The sequence below is a fragment of the Prevotella sp. Sow4_E9_plate genome (assembly GCF_052116205.1).
In the GTDB taxonomy this organism is placed as follows: Bacteria; Bacteroidota; Bacteroidia; order Bacteroidales; family Bacteroidaceae; genus Prevotella.
This window is the reverse complement of the sequence record NZ_JBQKLN010000052.1, coordinates 1-26,838: the sequence shown is the minus strand read 5'-3', so window position 1 is coordinate 26,838 and position 26,838 is coordinate 1. Positions and strand designations below refer to the sequence as shown.

Sequence of the window (26,838 nt, the reverse complement as noted above, 5' to 3'; positions counted from 1 at the left end):
ATTATGTAACTTTGCAGCCGAAAAGGCTTCCCTGCTGGGGGCATGCCCCCAGCAGGGAGTGGGAATGAAAGTTAAGAACAAGCCTTGACACAGTTTAAATTACACCCCCATTATAGCAAGTAGTAGAAGGAACTCATCTCGGTCTTCTTCAAGTCTTTACGACCCCTTCGGTTCCCCTTGGTTATAAACGAGGACACGATAATGTTCGTATCAATGACTGCATATACCATTGCGTTCTTTTCTTAATCGTCTGGCTTCTCTGATTTCTTCATTGATCTCATCAAGTGACATATCAATGTTATTCTCTCTTGCTGTGTCACACATGTATTGGAACGCAGCCTTTGCTTTCGCAGTCACTTCATCTTCTTCTTCATTCTTTGCCTGAATGGAGAATGGAATGCTCTTACTGCGAATTACTGCCTTAACAAAGATGTTAATGGCGGTATTCGCACTCATACCGAACTGTTCGCAGAGTTTATCAAACTGTGCTTTCTGCTGGTTGTCCATACGGACTGTCATTGCTGTCTGTGCCATAAGTCCAAAATGTTTAATTAATAATCATTCTGACGGCAAATATACATCATTATGGCGTAAAATGGTGCGGTAGTATTAATTATTTAATAAAGATTAATAGTTGAATAAATGATATAACTGCTTTTTTCGATTTTCTGAAGTATTGTCTTGGAAATGAGGAGAAATATGCATTTCTTCTGGAGACTTAAACACGGAGATAATCTTTCGGAATCTTCTTTTCTTGAAGTCCTATTTGGACTGGAGTTTAGTCACGCAGATTTCGCAGATGACGCAGATTTTCTTCTTTGCTGTTTATTAGTCCCACAGATTTCACGGATTTACACAGATTTCTTTTGATTTTCTTGGTGGTTTCGAGAAAAAAGCGTACTTTTGTGGCAGAAGTTAAACGTTTTAATAATTGGAGGATAGATTATGGCATTAGCAATTAGTGGTATCCCAATGCTGACAGGTGATGAGGCTTTAGCTTTCAGAGAAAAAGCTGAAGAAACATTGAAGAAGCGTGGTAGCATAGATTTCTCAAAGCAACGTGCTGAGATGAAGGCTATTCTGGCAAAAGCAAAATTTTAAAGTTAGTATTTTGGGATTTTTAGCAGACAAAACGATGTCGTTATTTGGTAGTTGATGCCTATAATGAAGATGTGCCTGTGGCTTTTTATAAGAAGAATGGTTTTGATTTTATGTTCAGCACAGAAGAGCAGGAAAAATCATATTTTCTTGGTGGTGATGAAAAAAGTCGTACTTTTGGAAAGTTATATAAATAATATCAGAGAAACACAAAGGGATTAGATTTTAAATTTTAATTATATACGATAAGATGGGCTGAGCTTTGAATAAAAGCTCAGCCCATCTTGTTGGCTATTGTCTTCTCATATAATTTCTTTTGATGAAGAAAATCAAGCTTTATGACTACCAGCAGAAGATGCTGGAGGATATCATCAACGTGCTGACCATTATGATAGATTTTGCTTTCTTCAGAAAATATCCGATTGTGAATTACAATGGATACTCCTCGAAAGCGTAGAGTACAGTGCTCAAATAACGCTCGCCAGTATCTGGCAAGAGGGCTACAATCTTCTTGCCCTTGTTCTCAGGACGCTTCGCAATCTCGGTGGCTGCAAAGGCGGCAGCACCTGATGAGATTCCTACCAAGAGGCCCTCGGTCTGAGCCAAATCACGACCAGCCTTGATGGCATCATCGTTCTGAATATCCAATACCTCATCGATATATTCTGAAGAGTAAGTCTCTGGAACGAAGCCGGCACCGATGCCCTGAATCTTGTGAGGACCGCTCTGTCCGCCGTTCAATACAGGCGATGTGGCAGGTTCTACGGCAATCACCTTCACGTTTGGATTCTGCTCCTTCAGGTACTTGGCGATACCCGAAATGGTTCCACCTGTTCCTACACCGGCTACGAAGATATCAATCTCGCCATCGGTATCAGCCCAGATTTCAGGACCGGTTGTGGCATAGTGCTTGGCAGGATTGGATGGGTTGGTAAACTGTCCCAGAATCACAGAGCCTGGGATGGAATCACGGAGCTCCTCGGCAGCCTTGATGGCGCCAGGCATTCCGTCCTTACCGCTGGTCAATCTCACTTCAGCGCCGTAAGCCTTCACCAGGTTTCTGCGCTCCACACTCATGGTTTCTGGCATGGTGAGGATGAGGTGATAGCCCTTTACGGCTGATACCAGAGCCAAACCTACACCCGTGTTACCGCTGGTTGGTTCGATGATGGTGGCACCTGGTTTCAGGATGCCCTTCTGCTCAGCGTCTTCAATCATTGCAAGTGCGATACGATCCTTTACGCTTCCGCCAGGATTGAAGAATTCTACCTTAGCAATCACAGGAGTCTCCAAACCCTTGGATGCTGAATACTTACCCAATTCCACTAATGGGGTCTTACCGATTAAATCAGTAATCTGCTTATATATCTTTGCCATAACTGTACTCTAATTTAAATCATTCATATTTTTACTTTACGTAGGTAAATGCCTCATCGAGTGCCTCAATCAGGTCGTCGATGTTCTCGATACCGATGCTCAATCGAACGGTAGAAGGATAGATGTGCTGCTCCTCCAACTCCTCTGGGCTCAACTGAGAGTGAGTGGTTGTTGCTGGGTGGATAACCAGTGACTTCACGTCGGCTACGTTAGCCAGCAAAGAGAAGATGCGCAGGTGGTCGATGAACTCCCATGCCTCTTTCTCACCGCCCTTGATATCGAAGGTGAAGATAGAACCACCGCCGTTAGGGAAGAGCTTCTTGTAAAGCTCGTGGTCTGGATGAGAAGGAACGGCTGGGTGATTAACCTTAGCCACCTTAGGATTATTCTCCAGATACTCTACCACCTTCAATGCATTCTGAACGTGACGCTCTACACGGAGGCTCAATGTCTCCAAGCCCTGAAGAAGAATCCAGGCATTGAATGGAGAGATGGTTGCACCGGTATCACGAAGGATGACCGCACGGATTCTGGTTACGAAGGCTGCTGCTCCGGCTACATCTGCGAATACGGCACCATGATAAGATGGGTCTGGCTTGGCGAGAGTTGGGAACTTGTCGGCATTTGCCTTCCAGTCGAACTTACCGCCATCTACGATGACACCACCGAGAGATGAACCGTGACCGCCGATGAACTTGGTAGCAGAGTGAACCACGATATCTGCTCCGTGCTCGATAGGGCGGATGAGGTATGGGGTGCCGAAGGTGTTATCGATAATCAATGGGATGTTGTGGCGATGAGCAATCTCAGCCAACTTATCGATATCGGTTACATCAGAGTTAGGATTTCCAAAGGTCTCTGCATAGAGTGCCTTGGTATTGTCCTGGATAGCAGCCTCTACCTGCTCGAAGTTGCGAGGATCCACGATGGTGTAGCTGACACCCTGTGTGGATAATGTATGAGTGATGAGGTTATAAGTACCACCGTAGATGTTGTCGGCAGCTACGATGTGGTCGCCATTCTGAAGGATGTTCTGCAGAGCGTAGGTAACGGCGGCAGCACCAGAAGCGACAGCCAAACCTGCTACACCACCCTCGAGGGCAGCTACACGGTCTTCGAATACACCCTGAGTAGAGTTGGTCAAGCGACCATAGATGTTACCTGCGTCACGGAGTCCGAAGCGATCGGCAGCGTGCTGAGAGTTGCGGAACACGTAACTTGTGGTCTGGTAGATAGGCACCGCACGAGCGTCGGTAGCTGGATCTGGATTTTCCTGACCTACATGCAACTGAAGTGTCTCAAAGCGAAGTTTCTTTTCTGTACTCATAATCTATGTCCTTTCTTTAATTTTACGTTAATATTCAATCTATTCATTTATATAAATCTGTCGCCCAGAAATCAGATTGATGTTATCTCTCAGAAAGACATTCTTCTGAAAGACATTCTGATGTCCTTCTGAAAGTCATCATGCTGTTTGTTCTGATTGACGCTGCAAAGGTACGGCGATTTTCTGGATTCTGAAATAGCATATGAGTAGTATTCCTGCTACCACGTTTGTGGTATTCGGCCATTTTTTTCGATTTTTTGAGAGAAATTACAGTCTGAATCCTAAGCCGATGGTCATCGGGTAGCACTCGGGAGCTTTGGTCTTGTTGAGCAGCGGGGTTACTCCGGCACGGGCGTAGAGCATCACTCCTGAGTAGCCGGCACGGGCCTCCAGGTTCACGCCGATAGGGTTGAGGTTGATATCGCCCGTTTCGGTATGCTTATGCTTGCCTATGAAGTAGCGGGAATGCTCGTGCCAGCGGTATTCTACCGATGGACCTAACGCCAGGAATGCATCATGGCATCCTATGCGCTTCTGCCACTCCAGCATGATAGGCAGGCGAAGCACATTGTAGCTGATATAGCTTTTCTTCAGCGTTTCGCCTTCTATCGGAGTCATTGCCGATACCCCGTTTTGGGTGCTTAATACATAATTGTCCTTGAAATGGTGGTGTACCTGTCCGATGGAGAGAGAGGAGGTGAGCGCCATTTCGTTGGAAAGGCGGAAGCAGAGACTGGTGAGTGTGATGCCCCATTCCCACGACTTGGAGTCGCGACTATGCATCTCGTTGTTGCCTCCCATGCTTCCCCTGCTGCCTGGCAACTGGCTGCAGCCGAAGAAGAAGGTTGGATAATGACTCTCCAGACTGCGCTTGCGCTTTCTCAAGGTCTGAGGGATGAAAGGCGAGGTGACAAATACCTTTTCTACTTCCTGACCATCTACGAATTGGGTTTCGGAAATCTTGGTCATCTCGTTGCCGTTCATCTTATATATCTTCACAGAAGTCTGTTCACCATCCTGCTTGATGACGATGTTTTGGTCGTTCACTCTGATTGTGGTGTCGTTAGCCTCTACCGAGGCTGCTGCACAGTTGCTGTTGGTTTCAGCAAGGGCGAAGGCTGGCATCATGGCAGCCATCATCATTACGTTTTTGATATTCATAATACTATATTTTATGTTGTTTCTTATTCTTATTGAGAGGATTCCTGAAGGAAAATGCTGTTGCTATCTTCTGGAGAATAGAAGAAAGAATGCTTCTATCTTCTGGAATAGCAGAGTTGCATGATATCTTCGGGCGACAGGTCGCCTTCGATATAAATCACGGTTCCCTTGCTTTCATTCGGATTACTGAAGAGGATAAAGCGGTTGTTGCCATTGCTCAAGGGTGCCATCATGTAATAGCCGCTCACCATCTTGCCATTCTCCACCACCTCTCTGATCTTTTTCGCAGCCTTGCGGTCGGACTTCAGATAGTGGGCTATTTCCGTGGAGTGGTTCTTATATACCAGGCTCTTGTATATCTTGAGCTTGTAACCTTTGAGTTGCGTATTCTGCATCGTAACCATCTTGCATCCCTTGGCGTGTCCGAATCGTTGGAATATACTTTTTACGTACAGCCCCTCCTGGGCATTAGCCGAAATCGAGGCTACCACGATAAGAAGCAGTCCGATGAAGAAGCGTTTTATCAAGTTGCATCGTTTCATATTCTATACCTTTATTATATATATTATACTTTATAGTTTGATTGATTCATCTAAAAGATGAATTTATTGTTTCATCATATCCAGGGCACTGAATGGATCTTCGGAATCTGCCGAAACGTCTTCCAGGGCATCCAGGGCTTCGTTATGAACGAACTCCTGGTCGGTATAAACCTTTCCATCGATAACCGCATAACATTCAGGCTGAGGCTGGGCTATCTTCTGGATGCCCACAATCAGGAATGCGATGGTAGCGGCTGCTGCCACAGAAGTGCCGAAATATTTGAGCCATCTGCTGCGAGAAGCTTCCTTTTTTGGGATTTCTTCCTTCTCGATATCTTTCTTTTCGAAATCCTCCTCCTTCTCTTCTTCTCCTTTTAGAATTTGAGAAAGATTCATCTGTTCGAATCCGATATAGCAGAAGAGGGCGCGGTAGGATTCCCATTCTTCCGGAATATCATTGGCATGCTCTTCGAAATACTTTCTGAGCGTTGCCTCTTCCTCATTGGATGTGGCACCATCCATATACTTGTTGAGCAAGTTCTGTATTCTTTTTATTTCATCATTCATAACTTTTCCTCCTTCTTTATTTTGTTCTGTTTCACGATGTTCATATAAGTCTCTCTGATTTTGAGTCGGGCTCTGGAGAGATTCTTTCGGAGATTATCAGCTGTGCATCCCGTTATCTGCATGATTTCATCGGCAGTATAGCCTTCTATCTCCTTCATACGGAATATCTGCTGCTGCAAGGGCGGAAGCTGTGCCACTATCTGCTTGATGAGGTTTACCTCGTCCCGTTGCTCTGCCCGCCGGTCTTCTATGGGCACTTCCATCACCTTGTCGGTGGTGAAGTTCCGCTCCTCATGTCGGCACTGGTCATAAAACTTGTTGCGCATGATGGTGATGGCTAGAGCCTTGAGGTTATCTTCTGCCTGGATATTCTGGCGCATGTCCCACAGCCTGAGCATGACTTCCTGCACGAGGTCTTCGGCATTGTCGTCATTCTCAGTCAACCTTAGCGCATACGCTTTCAAGTTGCTGCGCATCGGTAGGATGATATGTTTGAATTCTTCTGTTCTCATAACCTTTACATTCTATAGACGTATGAAATTGAAAAATCGGACATCTAAGAAGAGATTTTTTTCAAAAAATGCTTTCTTTTTTCAAAGAAAAATGTTATTTTTGCAGTCATAAACATAAAATTTTGCAATCGAAAACATTTAAAAACTGAATGGCTTATGGCATCAATAGTTTCTATTATTCCCATCGTGTTGCTGTTCATCCTGATGCTCGGCTTCAAGATGGCAGGTCATAAGAGCGCCTTGCTGACGCTGGTAGTTACCGTGTTGCTCGCTCTCTTCGCAGCTTCGCCGCTAGGCATGATAGCCCCGGAACATGCGGAGGACAGCGTGATCGCCCTGACGGGATGGGCGGTGGTGGAAGGCATCTTGAAGGCGGTATTCCCGATTCTCATCATCATCCTAATGGCTATCTACAGCTATAATATCCTCGTGGAAAGCAAGCAGATAGAGGTAATCAAGAGACAGTTTACATCGATTACCGATGATAAGGGGCTGCTCGTGCTACTCCTCGTATGGGGATTCGGCGGACTGCTCGAAGGTATGGCGGGCTTCGGAACAGCGGTGGCGATACCTGCTGCCATCCTCATTGGACTCGGCTTCAAACCGATGTTTTCGGCTCTGGTATCCTTGATCGGTAATACCGTGGCTACGGGATTTGGTGCCGTGGGCGTGCCGGTTACTACGCTCTGTAATGAGGTGGCTGAAAGCGGATCGGCTTCGGCGGCACAGATTTGCGAGACTTCGGCCTTCGCCATCATCCAGCTGTCACCTCTCTTTATCATCCTGCCTTTCATCATCCTGACGCTTACCGATAAGCATAATCTTATCAAGAATCTCATCATCGCCTTTTGGGTGGGAGTGATTTCCGTGGTAGTGCAGTTTGTATGCGGCTATTATCTCGGTTCGGAGACACCAGCCATCATCGGCTCGTTGGCTGCCATTATCGCCATCATTGCATACGCCAAGGTGTTTGCCAGAAAGAGCAAGGTGCAGGATAAGGAAACCTTTACGCTTGCCGAGAGCCTGAAGGCATGGAGCGTTTACCTATTTATATTGATATTTATCCTGGTTTCCGGGGCACTCTGTCCTCCGGTCAATGCTTTCCTCAAGAGTCATCTGGTAAGTGCGGTTCATCTGCCTGTGCTCGACAGCACCTTTAAGTTTGGCTGGATTTCCAATGCAGGACTGATGCTCTTCCTGGGTGCTACGATTGGTGGACTGATACAAGGATTGAGCCTCAAGAAATTGATGGTGATTCTTGCCCGTACCACGGTGAACCTGCGCAAAACGGTAGTGACCATCTGTTCGCTGATAGCCCTGGCAAGTGTGATGAACTATTCGGGAATGATTACTTCCATCGCCTCAGGACTGGTGGCAGTAACGGGTGATTTCTATCCTCTGGTTGCACCGATGATTGGTGCCATCGGAACCTTCGTTACGGGGTCTGATACCTCTTCGAATATCCTTTTTGCCAAGCTCCAGGCTCATGTAGCCAACCAGTTGGGCATGACGGGACAGAGCACATTCTTTGGTATGGAGGGTGGTCAGGAGAACTGGCTGGTTGCCGCCAATACCACGGGAGCCACGGGTGGCAAGATGATCAGTCCGCAGAGCATCGCCATCGCTACTGCTGCCTGCGATATGGAGGGAAAGGATGGAGAGATTCTCCGTTCGGCTATCCCATACGCCCTGCTGTATATCGTATTGGGCGGATTGATGGTTTACTTCGGTTGCTGATATTTTTTCTTATATAAAAACTGTCCTCATCTGTTATCTCAGATGGGGACAGTTTCAGTTTTATAAATCGACATTAAGATATCTGCAAAGCTTCTTCTCTTTTTTTTCAAGAACGCAAATCCGCTAGGCGTCCCGCCGGATTTGCAATCCGGCGTCAAAAAATGTCCTAACCTATTTTGGCTCTGCGGATTTGCAATCCGCAGCAAAGAAGTGTGCTTTTTCCTTTTGTTGGGGGATTATAAATCCCCCGGTTTTAATAGGTCGAACCCTTTTTGCGGCGGATTGCAAATCCGCCGGGACGCCTAGCGGACTTATGACACACCTACTTCTTTTAAGCATGTCTTTTCTCGTAAGCCAGACTGTGGTCGTGCTGGTCGATATCATGCTTCGACTTACTCTTTACTACGAGCCATACGCCAGAGAATACAAGGATGGCGGCAATCGCCTGTATACCCTTGAATACGGCGAGACCTACGATGACACTCACCGTGACCGATACCAGCGGCTGCACATAGTTATATACACTCACCACGGTAGGGCGCAGAGTCTTCTGACCAATCATCATGCAGATGTAGCCCAGGAAGGTGCCGAAGAAGATGACGTAGCCCGTTTCCCACCAGGTGCTCATCGGAACATGGGCAAAGTCGATGCTCATCACGTGGCTGATGGTGAAAGGCCATATAATGATGGTTGCCCAGAGGAACATCCACTTGTTGATGGTGAAGAGCGAATACTTAGACAGCAGGTTCTTGAAGAGCGACAGGTAGAGGGCGAAGGAAAGCTGAGCCGACATACAGAGCAGGTCGCCCCAGATGTTTCCCACCTTGGCATTGCCAGCCGTAGCACTTGTCATGATGATGATGACGGCACCAGCACATCCCATCAGTACACCGAGCGCCTTCTTCCAGGTGATAGGCTCCTTCAATATCAGGAAGGAGAGAATCATGGCGAAGATAGGCATCGAGGTGGTCATGATGCTGGAATTGCTAGGCGAGGTCATGTTCAGACCGATGGTGTAAGAACACTGGTTGAACACGAGGGCAAAGAGTCCTGCAGCAGCAAACTTGAAGATGTCTTTTACTGGAACATGCTCTTTCTTGGTGAAGAGCGAGGTGAGCCAGAAGAGAATGGCGCCACCCAATACGCGGAAGCTCACCAGGTCTATGCCGTCGATGCCGTGAAGCATGGCATCCTTGCCTATGGGAGCCATCAGTCCCCAGAATGCGCCGGAACAGAAGAGACACAGGTGGGCGATAAGAGGTCGTTTGTTATCCATTTTTCCTTATTTCTATTTAAATCTTCTTTATTTTGAATAAAATCGAGTGCAAAGGTACAAAATTTCGAGGAATTTTGCTATATTTGCGGTATATTTTTTGGAAGTTAAAGGAGTTAAGAAGTTAAGACAATAGTCTTTTTCCGTTCTTGACTATTAAAGATAGGAGATTATTCTTATGCAGAAATATGCTGATTATATCAAACAGATAGAGATAGAATCTCTTTGGAGCGGTACCAAACATATTCTTTGGAACCTCGACCGCCGTGTCAATATCCTGAGTGGTGTAAACGGCGTGGGCAAGAGTACTATATTAAATAAGGTGGTAAAGGGCTTGGCGGCTGGCGGCGAATTCCCTAGTCACATGATCAAGGGCGTGCATCTGAAGGTGGAGCCGGAGGAGGCAAAGTGGATTAGATATGATGTAATCCGATCGGTAGATAGACCACTGATGAATGCCGAGATGATCAACAAGATAGACCTTACTCTGGTTACCGAACTCGACTGGCAGCTCTTCCAGCTGCAGCGCAAGTATCTGGATTATCAGGTGAACATCGGCAACCGCATCATCGCCGTGCTTCAGAGTGGCGAACCGGATGCTGCCTTCAAGGCTCAGCAGCTGAGCGAACCGAAGAGAATGTTCCAGGATATAGTAGATGGTCTTTTCAAGGATACCGGCAAGACTATCATCCGTACAGCCAACGAAATCCGCTTCAACCAGATAGGTGAGCAGCTCTCGCCTTATCAGCTTTCGGCTGGTGAGAAGCAGATTCTCGCCATCCTCCTTACCGTGCTGGTGGAGGACAACCAATCATACGTCCTCTTTATGGATGAGCCAGAAATCAGCCTTCACTTCGAATGGCAGAAGCAGCTCATCGGTCTGGTATTGAAACTGAATCCGAATATCCAGATCATCATGACCACCCATAGTCCTGCTGTTGTGATGGACGGATGGACAGACAGGGTGACGGATGTGAACGATATCACGATTTCGTAATTAATAATGTACAAATAATAATGTACAATGTATAATGGTAGAATGGGGCATTGTACATTATACATTATAAATTATTAATTAAAAGTATTATGGCTAAACGTTTAACCGATAATATCAATTCCCTCTACTTCGAGGCCGCCAACAAGATGACCTCGAAGAAGGCTCGGCGCAAGATAGTGGCTTATGTCGAAAGCTACGATGATGTCTTCTTCTGGCGTTCGGTATTGGGAAAGTATGAGGATGAGACGCGCTATTTCGAAATCCTGCTTCCTACCCGCAACAACCATCTGGACCGTGGCAAGAAGGCGGCTATCGTGAATATGCTCAAGGGAGTGGGAAGGGATATGATAGCCTGCGTGGATGCCGACTATGATTTCCTGAGGCAGGGTTCTACCGAAGCCTCGCAGCAGATGCTGGAGAATCCCTATATCTTCCATACCTACGCTTATGCCATCGAGAATTTCCAGTGTTATTCCAAGGGTTTGCATGAAACCTGCGTGATGGTGACGTTGAACGATGCCCATATCTTCGATTTCGAAAGATTCATGGAGGCGTATTCCCGTACGATATGGCCGCTCTTCGTGTGGCATCTTCTCTTTTATATCCGTCATTGCAAGATGTCGATGCATTTTGATATGGCAGAGTTCGACAAGGTCATCGTATTACCATCAGTCAGAATCCAGGACCCGCAGCAGGCTATCAATTATCTTGCCAAGAAGGTGAGGGCGAAGCTTTTCCAGCTGGAGCGCCGCTTCAAGACGTTCAAGGATGAGCTGCCGGATATGATCCAGTATCTGAATAATCTGGGGGTAAACGAGCATAATACCTATTTATATATACAGGGTCATCATCTTTTCGACCTGGTGGTTTTCCCTTTGGTGCAGAGCGTCTGCGATACGCTGCGCAATGTCAGGGAGAATGAAATCCGTGCCAGGGCTGTCCATACCGAGCAGGCACGGACAGAGATGGCATGCTATGAGAACAGTCTGGGCAAGGTGAAAATGATGATGAAGAAGAACACCTTCTACCAGTTCTCTCCGGAATTCCAGAAGATTCAGGCGGATGTGGAAAGATTTTTAGAAAGGTAAAAAAGTAAAAAGGTAAAAAGGTAAAAAGGTAAAAAGGTAAAAGGGTAAAAAGGTAAAAGGGTAAAAAGGGTAAAAAGGTAAAAGGGTAAAAAGGTAAAAGGGTAAAAAGGTAAAAAGAAAGCAGGCAGATGACATTCCGCCAGGCTCTTTTTACCTTTTTACCCTTTTACCTTTTTACTTTTAAATTTATACGTATGTCTCCAGGAACTTCAAGGTTCCTTCTACCTTCAATGTCTGGGTAGAGGCAGGAACTACGATGCTCTCGCCACCCTGGAGCGTAATCTCGTTACCCTCGTTGTCGGTAATCTTAGCCTCACCCTTCAAGCCAATCAGAATCACGAAGCTGTCCAGCTCTGAATAATCCAAAGTCATAGGTTCATCGAGATCATAAACGGCTGTGGTGAAGTAAGGGCACTGTACCATGCTAACACCCTGGTTCTTGGCAGGAGTGTAGTTCTGGCGATAGTCTGGCAATACGGTGTAGTCGATGCACTCGGCAGCCTCCTTGGTGTGGAGCTGGCGATAGTTGCCATCCTTGTCCTTGCGCTTGAAGTCGTAGATGCGATAGGTTACATCGCTGGTCTGCTGAATCTCTGCAACGAAACAGCCTGTTCCGATGGCATGGATTCTGCCGGCAGGGATAAAGAAGCAGTCGTCCTCCTTCACGTTATACTGAGCCAGGGCATCGGTGATGGTATCATTCTCCACCATCTCCTTGTACTGCTCAGGAGTAATCTGCATCTTCAAGCCGTTGTAGAGCTTGGCATCCGGCTCGCTTGGCAGCGCATACCACATCTCGGTCTTGCCGCGCTCCTTACCCTGCTTCTTGGCAATTTCGTCATTAGGATGTACCTGGATAGAAAGGTCGGTATTGGCATCGATAAACTTGATAAGCAATGGAAACTCGTTGCCAAAACGCTTGTAGTTCTCTGCACCGAGGAAGTTCTCCTTCAACTCAGCAACTACCTCATTGAGTTTCTTGCCCTTCATCTCGCCGTCAGCTACGATGCTCTCGTTGCCAGGAACACCTGAGATTTCCCAACTCTCGCCAACTTTCTCCTGTTTGATGTCAAGATGCTTGAAGGCGATAATCTTGTTTCCACCCCAGATGGTGGACTTCAATAGTGGTTCAAATTTTAATGGTTTCATAATTTTATGGAATTAGTTGATAAAATGTTCTATTGTAATAGAACTCTTCGTTCTTTATTCTTCACTTGAGCTCTAGTTCTCTCTCCAGAAGGCAGGAGTAAAGATTACCAGTACGCTGAATATCTCCAGACGTCCGATGAGCATCATCAGCGAACAGAACCATTTTGCCACATCCGGCAGTTCGCTCCACGACATCGTCGGACCAATCTCCGTGCCCAGCGTAGGACCTACGTTGCCCACACAGCTCAGGGTGATGGTGATGGCATTGGTGTTGTCGATGCCCATGGCTATCATCGTGAAGGAGATAACCAGACAGATGATGAGATAGGTGGTGAGGAAGGCGAGCAAGGTGACTCGTTTCTGCATCGGTACGTTCACGCCATCAATCTTCAATGGAAGTACGGCGTTAGGATGCAGAATCTGGCGGAATTCATTCTTCACCATTCTTACCAGCATCACGGCGCGGATACATTTCAAACCTCCACTCGTACTGCCCGAGCAGGCTCCGAAGAACATGCAGGTTGCCAATACCACCCAGGTGACATGAGGCCAGAGGGCAGCATCATCATTAAACAAGCCTGTGGTGGTGATGAATGACACCACCTGGAAGACGGCGCTGCGGAAGGCATGCTCCATATCGTAGTTGCGCATCGCCATCAGCTCTACCATGATGAAAGCCGTGAATGCCGCAACCAGGAATGCATAAAACTTGAATTCCGAGTTCTTGAACAGATCCTTGATCTTGAACTTAATGACTGCTGCATAAAGTAGGGTGAAGTTCACACCCGATAGGAAGCAGAAGAACGTACAGATGTATTCTAGCGCTGGTGAATGGAAGAACTCGGTACTGCTGTTGTGGGTAGAGAAACCACCCGTTGCCGTCGTGGTCATCGCATAGTTGAAACTGTCGAAGAGGTTCATTCCCGCCACATAGTAGGATACGATGCAGGCAATGGTGAGCACAAGATAGATACTCCATATCCATTTTGCCGAAGTGGAAAGACGGGGATGAAGTTTGGTCTTGATAGGACCCGTAGCCTCGGCAGCAAACACCTTGGTCTGTCCTCCTACAAGCGATGGCAACAGGGCGATGGTGAAGAACACGATTCCCAGACCGCCTATCCACTGTGTGAGCGATCGCCAGAAGAGCAAACCGTGAGGGAAGCATTCTACATCATCAAGAATGGTGGCACCCGTGGTGGTGAATCCCGACATCGTCTCGAAGTAGGCATCCGTAAAGTTGTTGATGTAGCCGCTTACCATGAAGGGCAGTGTACCGAAGAGACTGAAGATAATCCATGAGAGCGAAACCACGAGGTAAGCATCACGGCGCGACATCGAGTTGTCGGCTCCATGACCCTTCCATTTCAGGATAAGTCCGCCTCCGATGGTGCTGAGTGTTGCCACAATGAAGGCGAAAATATCATCCTGCTGATAGTAATAGGCTACCAGCAGACTGATGAAGAGCAGGAATGCCTCGATGAAAAGCAGCTGCCCCAAGACCTTGTATATCAGTTTACTGTTTATCATTTTATCTGATTTTCCTTTGTATCATCGTTCTTTGTGTGCTGATTACACAAAGTACTTCTCTATTTTCTTCATATTGATGTTATGGCAGAATACCATCACCGAATCGCCTGGTTCTATCTGGGTATTACCCGAAACGAGCATACCTTCGCTCTTGCGTACCAGTCCACCAATGGTTACACCGATAGGCATACCAAGGTCTTTCACCGGTTTCTTGGTAACCTTGGAACCTTCTTTGGCGATGAACTCAGCCACATCGGCATTGGCATTCATCAGGAAGCGGACGTTCATCACGTCAGCATCCAGCATCATCTGATAGATGTAGCTGGCAGCAATCATCTTCTTGTTGATGATGGTACCGATATCCAGACTTTCTGCCATGCTCACATAGTCTACATTCTCTACGGCAGCAACCGTCTTTCGCACACCCATTCTCTTGGCAGTAAGACAAGCCAGGATATTGGTTTCTGCATTGCCGGTCAGGGCAACGAATGCCTGGGTGCTTCTGATTCCTTCTTCGGTGAGCAATGGAATGTCTCGTCCATCACCATGAATAATCAGGGTCTTGTTCTCGTCCAGAATGTCGTTGAGATATTCGCAGCGGTTCTCATCCTTCTCGATGATTTTGCACTCCATGTATTCAGGCATCTTCTTGACGGCTCTTACGGCAGTGCGTCCGCCACCCATGATCATCACGTTCTTCACGTCTACATAATGTTCCTTGCCCACAATCTTGCGGATATATGGAATATAGTTGCGGGTAGTCATGAAGTAGGCAAGGTCGTAGAGCTTCAGTTCATCGTTACCACCAGGGATGATGGTATCGCTGCCTCGCTTGATGGCTACCACGTGGTATGGGTCGTTAGGACCGCTGATGTTCTTGAGCGGTTCGTTGAGGATTTCGCATCCTTCGCGCAGCTTGATGCCGAGCATGACGAGTGCTCCGTCGTGCACATCCCAACGCTGGCGAACCCAACTCATTTTCAGACCGTTATTGATATCTACTGCAGCCAGCATCTCAGGATAGATGAGCTTGCTGATGCCCAGATTCTTGAAGAATTCCTGTGCTTGTGGCTCCATGTATTCCGGATTGTCAACACGGGCTACTGTACGCTTTGCACCCAGGTTCTTGGCAAGGATGCTAGCTGTGATATTGGTACTCTCTATGGGGGTGACAGCAATGAAAAGATCTGCACAGTCGGCTCCTGCATCACGCAGAATCTTCAGACTGGTAGGCTTTCCTACCATCGTGAGCAGGTCACAGTCTGAGCCGATGCTTGCCAGTCGCTCTTCGCTTTCGTCGATGAGTGTAATTTCTTCATTGCTGCGAGACAGCAGTCTCGCCAAGTGTGTACCTATGGCGTATGCGCCAGCTATGATAATCTTCATTTCTTTATTGCTTCTTTGATTGAATCTTTATCCAGATGCACGATTTCTCTCAGTTCTGCCACAGTACCATGTTCCACGAAGGTATCTGGTATTCCCATTCGTGTGATGTGAGGCTGATAGTCGTGATCGTTCATCCATTCGAGTACGGCAGAACCCATTCCGCCCATCCTTACTCCATCTTCGATGGTAACGATGCGGCTGAACTTTTCTCCCACCTCTTTTAATATGTCTTCATCGAGAGGTTTCAGGAAGCGCATATCGTAGTGGGCTACGCTCATGCCTGTTTCTGTTTCTACTTCGGCGATGGCCTTGGCAGCATCATTTCCGATAGGACCGATGGTGAGCACAGCCACGTCCTTTCCATCCTTTAGTTTTCTGCCGGTACCGGTCTTGATTTCTTCCATCGGGTTGCGCCAGTCTACCAGCACACCGTTTCCTCTTGGATAGCGGATTACGTAGCTGCCCTGGTTTGGCAATTGTGCTGAATACATCAGGTTGCGCAACTCATGTTCGTTCATAGGAGAAGCGATGGTAAGATGCGGTATCGGACGGAGGGCTGCCATATCGAAGACTCCGTGATGGGTTGGACCATCTTCGCCTACCAGTCCCGCTCTGTCCAGGCAGATGACTACCGGCAGATTGAGCAATGCCATATCATGGATGATATTGTCGTAGGCACGCTGTGCAAACGAACTGTAGATGTTGCAGAAAGGAATCAGTCCATCTTTCGCCATACCTCCAGAGAAGGTGACGGCATGTCCCTCTGCAATACCCACATCGAAAGTACGGTTAGGCATCGCCTTCATCATGATGTTCATGGAGCATCCTGTAGGCATGGCTGGAGTCACACCTACTATCTTTTGGTTCTTTTGAGCCAGTTCCAGCAAGGTTTCGCCAAAGACATCCTGGAATTTTGTCGGCTGGTTGCTGGTATCCTTAATCAGTCGCTCACCTGTTTCTGGGTCGAACTTACCCGGTGCGTGCCAGATGGTGGCACTCTTCTCTGCCGGTTTATAACCCTTGCCTTTGGTAGTATGCAGATGCAGCAGCTTAGGACCCTTCATCTGCTTGAGCTGTTTCAGCACTCTCGCCACTTCCTTGACATCGTGACCGTCGAACGGACCGAAATATCGGATGTTCATTCCTTCGAAGATGTTCTGCTGATGGCTCAATGCAGACTTCAGCGCATTGTTAAGACGTAGGATTCCCTTTTTACGGTCTTCGTTCAGATACCCTTTGGAGTGTAGCCACTGTGAAGCCTTGAAGCGGAGCCTGTTGTAAGTTTCATTGGTATCCAGATTGAGAAGGTATTTCTCCATACCACCTACGGCCCTGTCGATACTCATATCGTTGTCGTTGAGGATGATGAGCATATCGTTCGGGGTGCTCGAAACATTGTTCAAACCCTCGAAAGCCAGTCCGCCACTCATCGCACCGTCGCCGATGACAGCAACGATATTACGGTTGGTTTCTCCAGTTTCTCTTGCAGCAACAGCCATACCGAGTGCTGCGGAAATGGAATTGCTCGCATGTCCGCAGGCGAAGGTATCGTATTCGCTTTCCAAAGGAGTAGGGAATGGACGGATGCCGTGCAACTTGCGGTTGGTACAGAAGTTGTCGCGGCGACCTGTCAGGATTTTATGTCCGTAAGCCTGATGTCCTACATCCCATACGATACGGTCGTAAGGGGTGTTGAAGATATAATGAAGGGCTACGGTTATTTCAACCACACCAAGAGAGGAGGCAAAATGACCAGGATTTACGGCAACCTCGTCGATAATGTCTTCTCTTAACTCTTTACAAACTTGCGGCAGCTGGTCAATACTCAACTTGCGCAAATCTTCTGGGTATTTTATTTTACTTAATAGACTAAACTTGTTCTTGTCCATGTTTTCTTTGTGAAAATCTTCTGCAAAGATAATGCTTTTTTCCTATATAAAGCACTTTTGAGGCAATATTTTCGATTTTTCCGATAATTCTTTGTATTTTTCTACTTATATGTGGATTACTTGTAGATGAACTTTTCTGAGAATTGCTGTCCGTTAACAGAAATGTAGAGTATGTAGATGCCATGTGAATGAGACGATAAAGGAAGACAGATGTTATATGTCTTCTTGCTAGAATCTTCAAACCTTTGTTGGTATACCATTATTCCGTCAATGGTATGGATATTACAATCTATCTTTGCTCTTGAAGAGCAGAACATGACAACATTTACATTACCATCGGAAGTCACGTTTACCGAATAATCTATAAATGTACCATTAGAAAATACATGTCTGGAAATACTGGGACGACCAGTGGAGGTAGCTTTTGATATCTCTCCCTGAGAAATACCTCTTGATTTCTCGTATTCATTGTCTTTGTCTTTCCATGATTGTGGAGAGTAATAATAAGCTACTTTAAATCCAATATTGTTACCCTTAACATGAGAGTCTAAGGTTTCGTAAATCGGATAAGACTCCCCTTGTGCATACCATCTGTATATGTTTGTTTCTACCAGATTGGAATCCACTGCAAGATGTTGTATGATGCTATCATGTGTGTAGATGTTAACACTGTCAACCAGCAAGCGTAAGGCCTTTGCATGCTCAATGTTTTTGAGATATTGTTGTCCTGTGTGTTTCTGGATATGTACCCTTGTCACACCAGTAATCGTATCACCTGATGGAAGTAACATTGTACCGAGCCCATCAACTTGGCATTCATATGTTCCATAAATACGAGAATATACTGACTCTGAATATATGGCATATCCATTGAAATACCCCGTTGTCATGCTGTTCTGTACAAAATTAGGCGGAGCAATCAAGTCTGTTAGTTTATAGCTAATTTTCGATTGGTTGTTCTCATAGCCATCCAAATATGTGCTAGTTTCGTTTTGATGACAAAAATAACGGGTATTGAGTCCATTAATTATAAATCCATTTTCATCTTGAGGATTGGATGTGATTGTCAACCACGAGGCATTGTCAGATAAATTGATGTCTGTCAAGTCCCAAATAGCACCTTTTTCTTTTTGGTCAAAATGTTTGAAGGTGGCTTGCTGACGCTCAATCTTGTCTCCTATATGATATGTATGATTACAGATGTTCTGTTGCGCATTTATTCCTAGATAAATGCACAACAAAAATAATGTATGTATTAATCTTAACTTCATAAGCTCTATTTCTTGAATTCAATAGCTAAAGTTGTAAAAAATCATTATAGTTGTTATTTGTTCTACTATAATTTAGACATTTTGAACAATATGCCTTTCTTATACGTAAACAGTCTAATTCTTTAGGGCTTGACTACAATTGTTTGAGCGGGTTACATAAAAACAGCAATACTTTCTGAATAAGAATCTAATTGTTCCATAACTACCCATTCCGTTTCTTCATTATGAAGTGAATGAAAAGTAATGTGACAACAATTTTGGTTGTTGACAGAAAGTATTATTTTGAATTTACATTTACCTTGTAATATTCTAGCCAATTTATTCGTGAAACTAAAAGCATATTGTATTGTATTACAAACGCAATAATCCTCAACATGAAAACCATTCATGAAGCATTCATATGCTGTATAATCTTCAAAGTTTTCTAAAGAATAGTGCTGATTCACTTTATAGAAATATTGCAGAATATAGCAATTGTTAACCCATATTACTCCTTCATCCAAGATTTTTGAAAGTTTTTTATTTAATCTTGGATAATTAATAGTTTGCTTATTAAGCTTAACTAGCATTTTATTGTTCATCACAATCATATTTCTTTATTTATTTATTTTTTTGTACATATCATCAAGTTTTTTTACCCACATCAAAGTGATGGTATCTTTTGGAGGGATATTGTAGATTTCAACCAAGACATTTCTTAGGTCTTTGTAAGTGGTATCGTTAGGGTGGTATTCATTCATAAGTAAACCATAGAAAATGTCTTCTTTTTTTAAATGCCCGCCAGATAATTCTTTAAGTAATTCATAATCTTTTATGCTCTTCTCTTTAATAATTGCAGATTTTATCTTGTTAATATTCCATTGAGGGATGACTGGTTGCTTTACTCCCAAATTCCATTCAAACTTAGGGCGTGCTTGAAAAATTCCCCCCAAGAACAAACCTATAATGATGCCTAAGGCAACATTATGCATATTTCTTATTTTGTCCATTTTGTCTAATAAATTTTGTTTATCTTATTCTCATAGAATTTTGCTTCTCTCTGATTTCTTTCGAATAATATTCCTTTTTCATAATATTCCTTTAATTGAAAACAAGAACTTGAACTTCCGTTTTTTGCCCCATACAATAAGTAATATTTCATCATTTCAGACAATAATAAAGTGTTGTTCTTATTAAAATCTTTAATAATGCCGAAAATATTATAAGAAGCTTCGGGATAAGAATATTTGTCTGCCATAATTAATGCATAATATAAGAGTTCTTTAGAACCATTATGAATACTTCCATAATGATATAAGAGTTCCGTATATGAGTTCTCGTTTCCATATAGAAGAATAGAGTCTGCGGTAAGTTTAAATTCTACAGAATCCAATATGAATACATTTCTGCTATTGGTAACAATGTATTGCTCATCCGTTTTTGTTGTACTATTTTTAAGCAAAGAAGCATTAAAAAATGAAAGAGTAAATCCCAATAAAATACCTAATACAAGTTTTATTTTTTCCATACATTTATATTATTAGATAGTTCCTTTATTAAATTAAATTTTATTCTAGGGTATATAGAGCCAGGGTAGTCATATGTCCCATATGTCAATGATTTGATTTCTCTGCCATTTTTATAACTTTTCCAAATTCCATTATTTGTGAGGTATGAGCCTAGATAACTTTTGGTATTCTTTCCGGTTGTCACATTAACTGGAGTCGTTGGAGCAATAATAATCACGTTGTCAAATTTCTTACTATTTGATATAGCTTTTGCAAACTTAGAAGCAGAACAGCTATGTAATACTATTGTTATAGGTGCATTACCTTCTCTAGTTTTCCATATAAAGCTATTTGACTCTAGAAATTTTTCAAATCTTTCAGCGTTATCTACTACTTCTTTGTTTAGAATAATACTATTCCCATTATCATACCCATGCGCCCAGATGTTTATGACATTTGGATCATCCTTAAAGTTTTTTATTTCAGGCTCTAGTCTTTTATAATTTCTAGCTTTCTGCGATAGAGCGTCTAGCTTTTCATGCCCCTTTATATCAAGATATCGCATAGGATTATTACCGCAATATCCATAAGGGGCATGTGAATAATCTTTTTCTGCTAGCTTATCTAATGTGTTCCAAATAACGATAGCCGCATCATAGTTCCTAGCCCCATAGTCATGCCAATCCAAGCCATTCATGCGGTCCAGTTCCTTACCATTGTATTTGTATCTCTGAACATCGCCATTCGTGCTGCTCCCCATCAATGCACCTGTAGGGTAGTAATCGTTGATTTGTTCGATAGCACCGCTTTCGTTCACAACAACACGGTTATCGCCCAGATGGTCTTTGAGATAATAATGGAATGAGAGGTTGCCGCCTTTGTCATACTTGGCATAGCCTACGTCATTCAGTACAATCGTCTCATCACCGTCATAAATGATGTTTCCACAATAGTTGATTACCTTTTGCCCATTTACTGCATTTGCTGATGCTGCATCTGCAGATTGCATGACTGGCATCTGAGGCAATGTGTTGGTCATTGCCGTTAGTGTATATTGAACGGAGTGCTTGTTTCCCTCAGCATCATATACGTAACTAGCTTTCCTTCCATCATTATATAATATTTTCTGTGGCAAGTTGTTGATGTCGTATGATATCGAGCTAATCCCCTTGTTCTTGTCCTTCACCATGTTGCCATTGGCATCATAGCTATACTCCGTAGCCTCCTTCGTACCATCCACAAAGTGGAAGGCACCTGCATAATATGGACCACTCACCGTATCATCAACCTTGGTAAGCTGATTGCCGTTGTTGCCATAGCTAAGGTTGTCAATGAGCCCGTATTTATTGTCGTCTCTCAAACCATAGCGTATCAATGACAGGATGTTTCCCATCTTGTCATAAGACAGGCTTTCGTCATAGTGACCTATGTTGTCCGATAAGAATTCTCCTTCCTCATAGTCGGCATCGGTCAGCATGTCCTGACGGTTGTAGGAGAACTTGTAGCCTTTCTCTATGTTGTTTCCAGTTTTCCAACTCATGGCTGATATATTGCCATTGTACTGTGCGGTCCCAGGTATAACAAAGCCATTTGTTTTGTTATAGGCAAGCGTTTGGGTAAAGTTTGTGCTACTTATCTCAGTCTTCCAGCTCCGGATGTTGTAGGAGTTGTTGATGCACTCTTTGCCCAATAATGTCTGTTTGGCGATTCTTCCATAATCGTCATATTCTGTTGTTGATAAGACTTTTTTGGCGGAGCCATTGATGGCATAGCTAACTATTGTCTGTCTTCCAGCATGATCATAGGCATATTCGTAGCATTCCTGTATGGCTTTCTTGCCACTTGCGCTATGAATGTGCTTGGTTTTCAAAGGGGAACCTATGTAGTTATAAGAGGAGTAGAAATGTTCACTTCCTCCAAGCAAGTTGCAGGAATGTGTTTGTACCACTCTTCCCTTTAAACCATAGTACATAGAGGAGATTTCATGTCTATTCGTACCATCTGTTGTATATACCTTCTTCCCAGTTAAGAATCCCTTTGCTTTGGGGGAGCTGTTGGAAGGGAACGCTGCGTCCAATGCTTGGGCTGCGTTCAGATACAAAATGCTCTGCTTTGAGGCGTTTTGCTTCTCTATGAAAGTATAGTCATCATAGAAATTGGTAATGAGCAGGGACTTGGCGGTAATCGTAGTGCCATTCAGTTGGTAACCGTCCAGGATGCCTGCCCCCGTGTATAGCGCATAGACATGGATTTTACTGACATCACTTGTAGATGCAGTAGTTCCTTGCACAGCCAGTCGACCAAGTTTGTCATAGACATAGAACTCCCAAAGTCCTTGTTTTCTCAGGTTTCCGTCCTGTAAGAATATCATTCTTCCGCTGAGGTCATACTTCATGTAGATAGGCTCGCAACCTGGCAGCTTCTTCCAGGTACAATTCCCCTGCCCATCATATTTATATTGGTAGGCATAGAGGTCAAGTGACGGCTCCTCCTGATAATTGGGAGGAAGCACAAATGCCAGGTTTCCACGGTAATCATATATATAATAGGTATCGGCTGCCTCATCAATGGAGCAGATGGTACGCTTGAGAATTACGTTGCCAGCGATGTTCTTGAACTCGTAGCTCTCATTGCCATTTTCATCAGTGGTCTTGGTAACGTAGAGCCTACCCTCAGGATAATACCCTTTGTCTTGCAACTGTCCTTGCATGGAGACACGGTAGTATTTGCAGTTCAACGGATATTTAGAGGTGTTTACGAGATTGTCTTTCTTTACGGGATGGCTAGTCCACTCAGCTCCAACTCCCTCCACTGTGTTTATACGATTGAGTGGGCTTTCATCATATTCTTTTAGAGAGAAGGCATGGCTATCCCTATATTGGTTATTTCCCTGGGAGTGAGCCGCAGAAATGCTGAGGAAATCGTCGGTGCCCTTGACAGGCAACCATGTCTTCCAATCACGTCCTAGTCCATCATATTCTTGGAGATGTATCAGGTTGGCTCCATCTGGAGTCTTCTTTTGCTCCACCATCTCGAAGGGTCTTCCCAAGCCATCATAGTATACCGTGGTGGAGAGGACCTGCGTGTCGCTGATGCGCTCCGTCGTCAGAATGTAGTTCTCTGAAGACACTTGGGCCTTTGTTGACAGGGCGGCAAACCATGTCAACAAAAATAAGCATCGAAAGTTAATCTTATTCATCATAAGCTTATTGTTTGTAGTTGTATTTGAATGATGAGGACACAATGCCGTTATGATCCTTGATGGCAGCTAATCTGCTGAAAGCGTCATAGGTATATGTCGTAGATTCTCCATTTGGAGAAATCATCTCAACCATCCCTATTTGTGGATTGAAACTATAGGTTGATACGCAGCAGCCTGCCAACTTGGATAATTTGCTGTGTAATTCCCTTGCGCTTATCGTTGGAGATGGAGCCGTTTCCAATGCTTTTACAGCAGAGTCCCCTCCAAGAAGGTCCCTTACCACAGGGTAGTCTGCACCTCTTATCACGGCAATGGGGTAATTGCTGTAATACCCCCATATATAGGTGACCACATCGCAGTTGTTTTCCTTTACCACACGAGGTTTTCCTGATGAATTGTAAGAAAACACAGCGTTGGCTTTGAATGAGGAGAAGGCATAGTTGTCCTTTAACAGACTAAACGAACTCCTTGTTATGGATCTTTCTGTATCTAACGAGTATTCCGTGATAATATTGCCATTGTTGTCATATAAATATCGTTGGGAGCCGATGACGTAAGTGCCGTCCTCATTTGATATTGATGTCAGACATTCTATGGGAATCTCGGTGATGTGCTTGTCTGCCAAAGTCTTCATATTGGCTTGGGAAAGAGCATTCTGGGGATAGAAAGTTTCTGTTGTGACAGTTGTTCCTGTCTCAGACTGGCTCTGGACCGAGATGGAGTCCAAGGTGTTGGTCTGTCCATACTGGGTACTAGTTTTTATGGTAACACAGTTATCACCATGATATTCTTTTTGGCTGGAATTGGAAGAAGCCAAGGCGAACTGGACCGATGGATATAGATATATTTGCATGCATCCTCCTCCTAAGGCATCAGCATATGCATTTTCTGACGCCAAAGCATTTCCACCAGTAACCTCGTTTGGCCCACTGTAGATGTTCTCGATGACCGCACTTAGAAGTCGGGAGTCAACACATCTCCACTTATAACTGTTGTCTGTTGTCTTGATAAGTTTTCCCTTGGAATCAAACACGCTATCAGAAAGCAACATGCCATTTCTCGGGTCGGGTACTTGACGGCAATAGGTAAGCATGTTGATGCCCCAAGGTCTGTTTCTGTAAGTAAAAACCTCTTTACCATTTGTCGTTCCATTGCTTTCCTGTTTGACGGTGACCCTCTCGTAGCCTACCACAGGCACATCTGGAACTGCATTGTTGCCGCTCACTTCCGCATAGCGAATTTCTTTAGCTGTTGCAGGTTTTATCTGGTTCGATCCTGCATCTTGATACATTTCATTTTGGTAGACCAAGATTTTTCTTCTTGCATAGATGGCTGGGACTGACAATCGTCCTGAGGAAGTTAAGTCAGGATAGGTGTATCGATAATTTGTCGTAGTAAAGTTTCCATTCCCATCATTTTCAGATATGGACTTTACCCTCACGCCTGCACCGATGGAGGTATACGTGGATTTTTCTAGTTTGATATTGCCTTTTATCTGGTAATATTGCTGGGGACACACTCCAATGTTTAATGATGCCCCGCCAGCAATCATCAGTTTGTACTTCCCAGGGAAAAGAGTTAATGTCCTTGATTTTGTTATGTTTCTTGTCCCCACAGTGTCGCTTGGAACTGCGCTCAGCACATCACAAGCACTAACCACCTCATGTGGACCATTTCTGTCATAAATGGTGCTATAATGATACAACTGAAGAGGGTTGCTTAGAATATATCGCCAGGAAGGCTGCTCGGCAAGGTTGGATATCATGTAGCTTAGGGTCATCTTGTATATCCCCTCTTCTGATATATTAAACGTACTTTCGTTTAATGATGCCCCACTAACCTTTCCATAGCTTTGATTGGTGGCATAGATGTCCACATCCTTGAAACTTTTTCCGCTTGTCGTCTTTGCAGCGTCGAAATACTTATAGTTGGAGAAGCGATGCCCTTCATAAGTGATACTTGTAGTTCCTCCTGTCGGATAAGTAATGAAAGAGAGCATTCCCGCAGAGGCACAGTTTTCATTGAAACGTCGGTCTGCACCTGTAAAATATACCGTTTTAGGGAAACCATCTTCTACGTCTGAAGTCAACTCATCCCAATGTTTTGGAAGAAGGGTGTGGTAACGACCGTTGAAGTTTTCCTCCCCATTGTAATATCCCCAATAATCAATGGCTGCGGAAGCCTTACAAGGCAACCCGTTATTATAGCCAAACGAGTACTTTGCCACTTGTTTGCCATTCGAATCCTCCTCGCTGTAACTGTCCAGTCGCAGTCTATAATACATAAAGTCGTCAGAGGCAAACCATCCGTTGTAAATGGACGAGTTGCCTAGATTGTCAAATAAATCCTTTACAGTGTTGCCTCCAGTGGTTACTTTAGAAAAATAACTGGAGCTGAAACTAAAGGACTTCAATAGTTTTTTCTGAGAACCATTCTTTTGGTAGATTTCTATCTTTGACAGTTTGCGACTGTTCCCATCCAGATCCTTACGAAAGTCACTGGATGGGATGAACTTTACCAATGCTTCGTCGGATTCTATTTCCGAGAGACGAAGAGCTTTTGTCCGATATAATTGTGAGAGGCTACGATCCAGAAGGTTTGAACCTTCTGGCTTGACTTCACGATAGCTCGAACCAATAGCATTTACTGGATATTCATGGCTGTATAAGTTTTCTGTTATTTTATATACAGAGGTTATAGTACCGTTGTCGACATATCTGAGTTGTATGGTATGTCCTGTGGGAGATTCTATTTTTGTAAGAAATAGCGTATAATCCTGATACACCATTTCTGGGTCAACCAAATATCCCTCTGGACTACTCTCCTCCTTTGCGTTGAAGGAATATTTTATTCCTTTTCCATCAATGATGGTGGGTGAGATGATGGATCCTGTAATCTGAAAGTTCTGATTTTTCCCCGTAATGAAGAACTCATTCTTCATCCTATCCCATACATAAGAGAGACTGTTGCCCATGAAATTAGCATGGAAGGTGGGAGTTTCACCAGCCTTGTTGTCTAGGATGAAATGATACAATTGACTAGACAGGTCATTGTTCTTATTACCCTCAATCTCTAGCGTCTGCTTAAACCAATTTTTACCATGGTCACCTCGCCAATTAGGGTGGCATCCATCCATGAGCCCACTTTAAAAAGGGGCATATTTTGAATCCAGCATGACCAGTGTGGTCATTCTGAGTGAAACATAGCAATTGGCTCCGCTGGTGAATATCTGTCGAGAAATCGCT

Annotated in this window: 24 protein-coding genes; 6 read left to right on the top strand and 18 right to left on the bottom strand. The window is 44.5% G+C overall.

From position 1 onward, the window contains the following. Positions 1-210: 210 nt before the first annotated feature. Positions 211-534, bottom strand: a complete 324-nt coding sequence (locus ACTQ53_RS15065) for a type II toxin-antitoxin system RelB/DinJ family antitoxin (RefSeq protein ID WP_441933914.1) — start codon at positions 532-534, stop codon at positions 211-213. Between the two features lie 411 nt (positions 535-945). On the opposite strand from ACTQ53_RS15065, the gene ACTQ53_RS15060 reads away from it, so the two are divergent. The 3 genes from ACTQ53_RS15060 to ACTQ53_RS15050 all read left to right on the top strand — a co-directional run bounded on the left by ACTQ53_RS15060 (position 946) and on the right by ACTQ53_RS15050 (position 1,555). Then, positions 946-1,101, top strand: coding sequence for a hypothetical protein (locus ACTQ53_RS15060; protein ID WP_006848196.1), 156 nt, complete (start codon positions 946-948; stop codon positions 1,099-1,101). Between the two features lie 44 nt (positions 1,102-1,145). Next, positions 1,146-1,295, top strand: coding sequence for a hypothetical protein (locus tag ACTQ53_RS15055; protein WP_441933912.1), 150 nt, complete (start codon positions 1,146-1,148; stop codon positions 1,293-1,295). A 122-nt stretch (positions 1,296-1,417) separates the two neighbouring features. Next, positions 1,418-1,555: a hypothetical protein gene (locus ACTQ53_RS15050; RefSeq protein ID WP_441933910.1), complete on the top strand. Its 138-nt coding sequence runs from the start codon at positions 1,418-1,420 to the stop codon at positions 1,553-1,555. On the opposite strand, the gene cysK is transcribed toward ACTQ53_RS15050, so the two are convergent. The 6 genes from cysK to ACTQ53_RS15020 form a co-directional block, all read right to left on the bottom strand. Then, entirely contained in the window at positions 1,528-2,475 is a 948-nt protein-coding gene (gene cysK / locus ACTQ53_RS15045; protein ID WP_217313789.1) for a cysteine synthase A, read from the bottom strand. The two genes, ACTQ53_RS15050 and cysK, sit on opposite strands and share 28 nt — an antisense overlap. Before the next feature lie 31 nt (positions 2,476-2,506). Next, on the bottom strand, positions 2,507-3,802 hold the full coding sequence (locus ACTQ53_RS15040; protein WP_006849406.1) for an O-acetylhomoserine aminocarboxypropyltransferase/cysteine synthase family protein: 1,296 nt from the start codon (positions 3,800-3,802) through the stop codon (positions 2,507-2,509). A 267-nt stretch (positions 3,803-4,069) separates the two neighbouring features. Further along, on the bottom strand, positions 4,070-4,963 hold the full coding sequence (locus ACTQ53_RS15035; RefSeq protein WP_441933907.1) for a hypothetical protein: 894 nt from the start codon (positions 4,961-4,963) through the stop codon (positions 4,070-4,072). A 95-nt stretch (positions 4,964-5,058) separates the two neighbouring features. Beyond that, positions 5,059-5,505: a DUF6108 family protein gene (locus ACTQ53_RS15030; protein ID WP_295023335.1), complete on the bottom strand. Its 447-nt coding sequence runs from the start codon at positions 5,503-5,505 to the stop codon at positions 5,059-5,061. A gap of 63 nt (positions 5,506-5,568) precedes the next feature. Then, entirely contained in the window at positions 5,569-6,072 is a 504-nt protein-coding gene (locus ACTQ53_RS15025; RefSeq protein ID WP_441933906.1) for a hypothetical protein, read from the bottom strand. Then, positions 6,069-6,584, bottom strand: coding sequence for an RNA polymerase sigma factor (locus ACTQ53_RS15020; protein ID WP_295348371.1), 516 nt, complete (start codon positions 6,582-6,584; stop codon positions 6,069-6,071). The genes ACTQ53_RS15025 and ACTQ53_RS15020 overlap by 4 nt, the downstream gene beginning before the upstream one ends. A 156-nt stretch (positions 6,585-6,740) precedes the next feature. Between ACTQ53_RS15020 and ACTQ53_RS15015 the strand changes: the two genes are divergently transcribed. Beyond that, positions 6,741-8,321 (top strand): L-lactate permease, encoded by a 1,581-nt coding sequence (locus tag ACTQ53_RS15015; protein WP_441933905.1) that lies wholly within the window; start codon positions 6,741-6,743, stop codon positions 8,319-8,321. A 331-nt stretch (positions 8,322-8,652) separates the two neighbouring features. On the opposite strand, the gene ACTQ53_RS15010 is transcribed toward ACTQ53_RS15015, so the two are convergent. After that, positions 8,653-9,597 (bottom strand): DMT family transporter, encoded by a 945-nt coding sequence (locus tag ACTQ53_RS15010; protein WP_441933904.1) that lies wholly within the window; start codon positions 9,595-9,597, stop codon positions 8,653-8,655. A gap of 175 nt (positions 9,598-9,772) precedes the next feature. On the opposite strand from ACTQ53_RS15010, the gene ACTQ53_RS15005 reads away from it, so the two are divergent. Together ACTQ53_RS15005 and ACTQ53_RS15000 are read left to right on the top strand one after the other, a co-directional pair. Next, positions 9,773-10,591, top strand: a complete 819-nt coding sequence (locus ACTQ53_RS15005) for an AAA family ATPase (protein ID WP_153121923.1) — start codon at positions 9,773-9,775, stop codon at positions 10,589-10,591. Between the two features lie 89 nt (positions 10,592-10,680). Further along, the gene (locus ACTQ53_RS15000) at positions 10,681-11,679 is read left to right on the top strand and encodes a DUF4435 domain-containing protein (protein ID WP_295348364.1); all 999 of its coding nucleotides are present in this window, start codon (positions 10,681-10,683) and stop codon (positions 11,677-11,679) included. Between the two features lie 186 nt (positions 11,680-11,865). Here the strand turns inward: ACTQ53_RS15000 and ACTQ53_RS14995 are convergent, their stop codons facing one another. The 10 genes from ACTQ53_RS14995 to ACTQ53_RS14950 form a co-directional block, all read right to left on the bottom strand. Continuing rightward, the gene (locus tag ACTQ53_RS14995; protein WP_153121921.1) at positions 11,866-12,828 is read right to left on the bottom strand and encodes a type I phosphomannose isomerase catalytic subunit; all 963 of its coding nucleotides are present in this window, start codon (positions 12,826-12,828) and stop codon (positions 11,866-11,868) included. Positions 12,829-12,900: 72 nt separating this feature from the next. Continuing rightward, positions 12,901-14,358, bottom strand: coding sequence for a TrkH family potassium uptake protein (locus tag ACTQ53_RS14990; RefSeq protein WP_441933901.1), 1,458 nt, complete (start codon positions 14,356-14,358; stop codon positions 12,901-12,903). Positions 14,359-14,400: 42 nt separating this feature from the next. After that, the gene (gene trkA, locus ACTQ53_RS14985) at positions 14,401-15,744 is read right to left on the bottom strand and encodes a Trk system potassium transporter TrkA (protein ID WP_294970933.1); all 1,344 of its coding nucleotides are present in this window, start codon (positions 15,742-15,744) and stop codon (positions 14,401-14,403) included. Then, the gene (gene dxs, locus ACTQ53_RS14980; RefSeq protein ID WP_441933899.1) at positions 15,741-17,633 is read right to left on the bottom strand and encodes a 1-deoxy-D-xylulose-5-phosphate synthase; all 1,893 of its coding nucleotides are present in this window, start codon (positions 17,631-17,633) and stop codon (positions 15,741-15,743) included. The genes trkA and dxs overlap by 4 nt, the downstream gene beginning before the upstream one ends. A 116-nt stretch (positions 17,634-17,749) precedes the next feature. Beyond that, positions 17,750-18,904 carry a hypothetical protein gene (locus ACTQ53_RS14975; protein WP_441933897.1) on the bottom strand — a complete coding sequence of 385 codons (1,155 nt, stop codon included), beginning with the start codon at positions 18,902-18,904 and terminating at the stop codon, positions 17,750-17,752. 152 nt (positions 18,905-19,056) lie between these two features. Then, positions 19,057-19,494 (bottom strand): hypothetical protein, encoded by a 438-nt coding sequence (locus ACTQ53_RS14970; RefSeq protein WP_441933895.1) that lies wholly within the window; start codon positions 19,492-19,494, stop codon positions 19,057-19,059. A 6-nt stretch (positions 19,495-19,500) separates the two neighbouring features. After that, a complete protein-coding gene (locus ACTQ53_RS14965; protein ID WP_441933893.1) occupies positions 19,501-19,893 on the bottom strand; it encodes a hypothetical protein in 393 nt (130 codons plus the stop codon). 5 nt (positions 19,894-19,898) lie between these two features. After that, positions 19,899-20,411: a hypothetical protein gene (locus ACTQ53_RS14960; RefSeq protein WP_441933891.1), complete on the bottom strand. Its 513-nt coding sequence runs from the start codon at positions 20,409-20,411 to the stop codon at positions 19,899-19,901. Continuing rightward, positions 20,399-23,593: an RHS repeat domain-containing protein gene (locus ACTQ53_RS14955; protein ID WP_441933889.1), complete on the bottom strand. Its 3,195-nt coding sequence runs from the start codon at positions 23,591-23,593 to the stop codon at positions 20,399-20,401. The genes ACTQ53_RS14960 and ACTQ53_RS14955 overlap by 13 nt, the downstream gene beginning before the upstream one ends. 4 nt (positions 23,594-23,597) lie before the next feature. Beyond that, complete coding sequence (locus ACTQ53_RS14950) at positions 23,598-26,729, bottom strand: hypothetical protein (protein WP_441933887.1); 3,132 nt, start codon at positions 26,727-26,729, stop codon at positions 23,598-23,600. Positions 26,730-26,838: the final 109 nt, after the last annotated feature.

Excerpts from the sequence above, each read along its gene's own strand:
- ACTQ53_RS15065 (WP_441933914.1), bottom strand. The coding sequence starts at position 534 with ATGGCACAGACAGCAATGACAGTCCGTATGGACAACCAGCAGAAAGCA.
- ACTQ53_RS15060 (WP_006848196.1), top strand. The coding sequence starts at position 946 with ATGGCATTAGCAATTAGTGGTATCCCAATGCTGACAGGTGATGAGGCT.
- ACTQ53_RS15050 (WP_441933910.1), top strand. The coding sequence starts at position 1,418 with ATGAAGAAAATCAAGCTTTATGACTACCAGCAGAAGATGCTGGAGGAT.
- cysK (WP_217313789.1), bottom strand. The coding sequence starts at position 2,475 with ATGGCAAAGATATATAAGCAGATTACTGATTTAATCGGTAAGACCCCA.
- ACTQ53_RS15040 (WP_006849406.1), bottom strand. The coding sequence starts at position 3,802 with ATGAGTACAGAAAAGAAACTTCGCTTTGAGACACTTCAGTTGCATGTA.
- ACTQ53_RS15035 (WP_441933907.1), bottom strand. The coding sequence starts at position 4,963 with ATGAATATCAAAAACGTAATGATGATGGCTGCCATGATGCCAGCCTTC.
- ACTQ53_RS15030 (WP_295023335.1), bottom strand. The coding sequence starts at position 5,505 with ATGAAACGATGCAACTTGATAAAACGCTTCTTCATCGGACTGCTTCTT.
- ACTQ53_RS15025 (WP_441933906.1), bottom strand. The coding sequence starts at position 6,072 with ATGAATGATGAAATAAAAAGAATACAGAACTTGCTCAACAAGTATATG.
- ACTQ53_RS15020 (WP_295348371.1), bottom strand. The coding sequence starts at position 6,584 with ATGAGAACAGAAGAATTCAAACATATCATCCTACCGATGCGCAGCAAC.
- ACTQ53_RS15015 (WP_441933905.1), top strand. The coding sequence starts at position 6,741 with ATGGCATCAATAGTTTCTATTATTCCCATCGTGTTGCTGTTCATCCTG.
- ACTQ53_RS15010 (WP_441933904.1), bottom strand. The coding sequence starts at position 9,597 with ATGGATAACAAACGACCTCTTATCGCCCACCTGTGTCTCTTCTGTTCC.
- ACTQ53_RS15005 (WP_153121923.1), top strand. The coding sequence starts at position 9,773 with ATGCAGAAATATGCTGATTATATCAAACAGATAGAGATAGAATCTCTT.
- ACTQ53_RS15000 (WP_295348364.1), top strand. The coding sequence starts at position 10,681 with ATGGCTAAACGTTTAACCGATAATATCAATTCCCTCTACTTCGAGGCC.
- ACTQ53_RS14995 (WP_153121921.1), bottom strand. The coding sequence starts at position 12,828 with ATGAAACCATTAAAATTTGAACCACTATTGAAGTCCACCATCTGGGGT.
- ACTQ53_RS14990 (WP_441933901.1), bottom strand. The coding sequence starts at position 14,358 with ATGATAAACAGTAAACTGATATACAAGGTCTTGGGGCAGCTGCTTTTC.
- trkA (WP_294970933.1), bottom strand. The coding sequence starts at position 15,744 with ATGAAGATTATCATAGCTGGCGCATACGCCATAGGTACACACTTGGCG.
- dxs (WP_441933899.1), bottom strand. The coding sequence starts at position 17,633 with ATGGACAAGAACAAGTTTAGTCTATTAAGTAAAATAAAATACCCAGAA.
- ACTQ53_RS14975 (WP_441933897.1), bottom strand. The coding sequence starts at position 18,904 with ATGAAGTTAAGATTAATACATACATTATTTTTGTTGTGCATTTATCTA.
- ACTQ53_RS14970 (WP_441933895.1), bottom strand. The coding sequence starts at position 19,494 with ATGATTGTGATGAACAATAAAATGCTAGTTAAGCTTAATAAGCAAACT.
- ACTQ53_RS14965 (WP_441933893.1), bottom strand. The coding sequence starts at position 19,893 with ATGGACAAAATAAGAAATATGCATAATGTTGCCTTAGGCATCATTATA.
- ACTQ53_RS14960 (WP_441933891.1), bottom strand. The coding sequence starts at position 20,411 with ATGGAAAAAATAAAACTTGTATTAGGTATTTTATTGGGATTTACTCTT.
- ACTQ53_RS14955 (WP_441933889.1), bottom strand. The coding sequence starts at position 23,593 with ATGATGAATAAGATTAACTTTCGATGCTTATTTTTGTTGACATGGTTT.
- ACTQ53_RS14950 (WP_441933887.1), bottom strand. The coding sequence starts at position 26,729 with ATGGATGGATGCCACCCTAATTGGCGAGGTGACCATGGTAAAAATTGG.